Source organism: Paraburkholderia rhynchosiae, from assembly GCF_002879865.1.
Classification (GTDB): Bacteria; Pseudomonadota; Gammaproteobacteria; order Burkholderiales; family Burkholderiaceae; genus Paraburkholderia; species Paraburkholderia rhynchosiae.
Genome location: NZ_PNXY01000084.1, coordinates 1 through 3239, shown reverse-complemented (window position 1 = coordinate 3239; position 3239 = coordinate 1). Strand labels below are relative to the sequence as shown.

The following is a 3239-nucleotide window of genomic DNA, read 5'->3' as shown; positions in this document are numbered from 1 at the left end:
TTCTGGAATTTGCTCTTTCGAATGAGCAGTCCTTCGGAAGTCATGTCGGCAAGGCGCAGGTTCAGGGCCTCCGAGATCCGCATGCCCGTGGCTAACAGCAGGGCAATTAATGTCGCATACGTTTGTGATTGCAACGTGCCGCGAGGGCCCGATTGCAAGGCTGTGTTGATCAGGCGCTCAATGTCGGCGCAGGTGTAGATGAACGGAACGCGACGCGTCTTTCGGTAACCAAAGTGGCGGGCGGGTGGTAGTTCATGGTTTTGATCTTCCATACGCATGTACCGGGCGAACCGACACACGGTCTTTAGCCTTGCGTCACGCTGGGCCACCGACGCAGCCTCGCCGGCCCAGTCGATTGCTGTCTGCGTGCAAACGTGCATTTCACCGCGTTTGACAGCAAAGCACGCGAAACTGCGCAACAGATAGTCTGCGTTCAGCAGTTTAAATCCGGCGGCACGCCGCGCGGCAAGATAGGACTCCACGGCCGGCATCATTTCGCCACCTCCGGCCATGGCCGAGCGATCTGGCTGAGGAGCGCTACGTCGACCTTGGCGTAATACGCCGTGGTATCAATGCCGCGATGCCTCAGGATCAGGCCAACCTGCTCGAGGGGAAGCCCGTGACGCAACATCTCAGTCGCCGCTGTGTGGCGCAGCAGATGTGCGCCTTTGGCGGGCGAACTCACCCCGGCCCGTTTTAGTGCGCGCTTCACTATCGAAGATATGCCGTCGCCTGAGATATGCGGCTTGACGGGTGCGATGTTTCTAACAAAGACATGGTCGCTGCCGGCAACCCGAGGTTGCGATTCGAGATACCGCAGAAGTGCCTCGCCAGCATCCTGCGGCAGCGGAAGGCGAACTTCATAGCGCCCCTTTCCCAAGACACGTAGCGTCCCGGAGTCCCACTCGATATCGCTCAAGCGAAGGTTCGCCAGGTCACCTGCGCGAACCCCAAGTCGCACAAGCAGGAGGACGATCGCACGATCTCGAAGACGCCTGCGTGAATCGTCATCGCATGCGGCGATCAGGCGGTCAACTTCATCAGCGCTCAGACACCGTGGCAGTGACGCCAGGCGCCAATGCGCCAACGACGGAACCGCCTGATCGAGACCCGGCCGACACAGATCGTGAACACCAAGGTAGCGTAAGAAGGCTCGCGCGCTGGTGACCCGCTTTTCAGCGGTACCAGCACCACAACTGCAAGCACTGTTCAGCAGGAACGTACGTATTTGCTTCGGATCCCACTGGCTGACGTCATCGCCAAGCACTTTCAGCATCACTGCGGCATCACGACAGTAGAGCCGAATGGTCGGCTCCTTCGCCCCCCGGTGCTTTTGCAACCATCGCCGGAAACCGCCCACGATTGCGGGCTCCCGAATCTCTGCAATCGAAGGCTTGTCGTCCTGGCAGACGCCGATCTCGATCAGGTATTCGCGAAAGCGTTTGGCGCCGAAATAGACGTGGTGGCCGGTCCTGCCACCTCTTACCTCCGGGCAAGTGCAAGTTGGCAGATGACGAAAGAAGGTTTCCGGGGTTTGTGGACCAGTCTCGGCCAGGGTACCGCCGTGTGCCAGCATGAAGCGACCAAGATGGTCGGCAGCTCGCAGGTAACGTATAGCACTGGCCGCAGAGTATCCGTCTCGTTCAAGCGCGTCAGCAAAGTCGTCAATGAAGACTCCGCTGGGTCCCGAGCGCAGGCGTTTCAAGGTTTTGGGTGCTACCAGGTAGGTGTCCAGCATCACATCCTCCTATGAGGGTTGCCTGGGAAGGCCAAACCACCATAGCAAAGGAGGACCGCGATTTTATGGGGTGTTAAATGGCGACCGGCCAGATACAAAACCAGCTACAGCCGGTAGGTTTCGCGCCAAACCTGATCTGCAACTCCCCGTTAGACAGAACTTCCCATAAGGCAGGAGTTGTAGGCGATCTCGGTGCGCGCGCAGCCGGAACAGCGCAGCACATGCCCGCCCAGCGCCGCGCTGCGGCACTGTTCGATGGCCGACATCACCTTCAGCTGCCCGAGACTCAGGTGGACTGTGCGACGCCACGCTGGCCCGTGGGCGCGGAAGATGTCCGCGACCTCCGGCATGAGGCACTGCGCCGGGTCAGTTGGCGGCCAGGCGCTCCAGCGGACTGGTGACTTCGCGCAGCAGCTCGGTGGCCACCTGCGCGTAAAGCGCGGTGGTTTCCAGCTTCTTGTGGCCAAGCAGCACCTGGATCACGCGGATGTCGACCTTCTGTTCGAGCAGGTGCGTGGCAAAGCTGTGCCGCAGCGTGTGCATCGACACACGCTTGTCGATCTGCGCGGCCTCGGCGGCCGCACGGATGGCACGGTTGAGTTGCCTCGGCGTGAGGGGATCGACGGGGTCGAGCCCGGGAAACAGCCACCCGCCGTCGGGCATCTTGCCCTGGGCACGGGCCACACGCCACCAGACCCGCAGGCGTTCGAGCAGTACCGGTGAGAGCATTGCGTAGCGATCCTTGCGCCCCTTGCCCTGCTCGACACGCAGCGTCATGCGCTGGCTGTCGATGTCTGTGACCTTCAGCGCCACCACTTCGCTGACACGCAGCCCCGTGCCGTAGGCGACCGAGAGAGCCGTCTGGTGTTTCAGGTTCCCAGTGGCGGCGATGAGCCGCCGGACTTCATCGGGGCTGAGCACGACCGGTAACGTACGGGGCACGCGCACGGGCTGCATCCGGGCCATCAGTTCGGGCTCGTGGAGCGTGGTCTCGAAGAAAAACCTGAGCCCGGTGATCGCGGCGTTCAGTGATATCGGCGAGGTGCCATGATCGACCAGATGCAGCTGGTAGGTTCGCAGGTCCTCGACCGTGGCGGTATCAGGCGAGCGCCCAAGGTAACGGGCGAACTCGCGGACGATGCGCAGATAGCCGGCTTGCGTCTTTGGGGAAAGCTGGCGCATACGCATGTCGTCGATCATGCGCTGGCGCAACGGGCTGACGGTCGGTTGGGAGGAGGTCATGATGCGGCTCCTGTTGAGGAACGAGGCGGATTGCCTCACTCGCCAACATAAACCGCGCGACCGGCCCCTCCCTGACCTCCAGCGTCGGACCGCAGCCCCCTACCGCGCGAGCGGTTTCGTTCACCGACCCGATATAGATAGTCCGTCCCGCTTTCATCGATACTGGTGGGACTGGCAGCGAGCTGCCAGTCGAGGCGGGACATGCACCCGTGGACTACGAATATCCCGACCCAAACGCCTGGACGATTGCCGCTTTAGC

The 3239-nt window shown here is 61.7% G+C and carries 2 protein-coding genes and 2 pseudogenes; all 4 read right to left on the bottom strand.

Translation table 11 applies throughout. The features are described from left to right. Positions 1-494, bottom strand: a pseudogene (locus tag C0Z16_RS36790) (tyrosine-type recombinase/integrase); the annotation flags it as partial. Beyond that, entirely contained in the window at positions 491-1738 is a 1248-nt protein-coding gene (locus C0Z16_RS36785) for a tyrosine-type recombinase/integrase (RefSeq protein ID WP_208638674.1), read from the bottom strand. The gene C0Z16_RS36785 and the pseudogene C0Z16_RS36790, both read right to left, overlap by 4 nt. A 170-nt stretch (positions 1739-1908) precedes the next feature. After that, positions 1909-2088, bottom strand: a pseudogene (locus C0Z16_RS36780) (transposase zinc-binding domain-containing protein); the annotation flags it as partial. A gap of 16 nt (positions 2089-2104) precedes the next feature. Further along, positions 2105-2980 carry a tyrosine-type recombinase/integrase gene (locus C0Z16_RS36775; protein ID WP_102636824.1) on the bottom strand — a complete coding sequence of 292 codons (876 nt, stop codon included), beginning with the start codon at positions 2978-2980 and terminating at the stop codon, positions 2105-2107. Between the last annotated feature and the right edge of the window lie 259 nt (positions 2981-3239).

Bases quoted from the DNA above. Each gene is read 5' to 3' on its own strand.
- C0Z16_RS36785 (WP_208638674.1), bottom strand. From the start codon at position 1,738: ATGCTGGACACCTACCTGGTAGCACCCAAAACCTTGAAACGCCTGCGC.
- C0Z16_RS36775 (WP_102636824.1), bottom strand. From the start codon at position 2,980: ATGACCTCCTCCCAACCGACCGTCAGCCCGTTGCGCCAGCGCATGATC.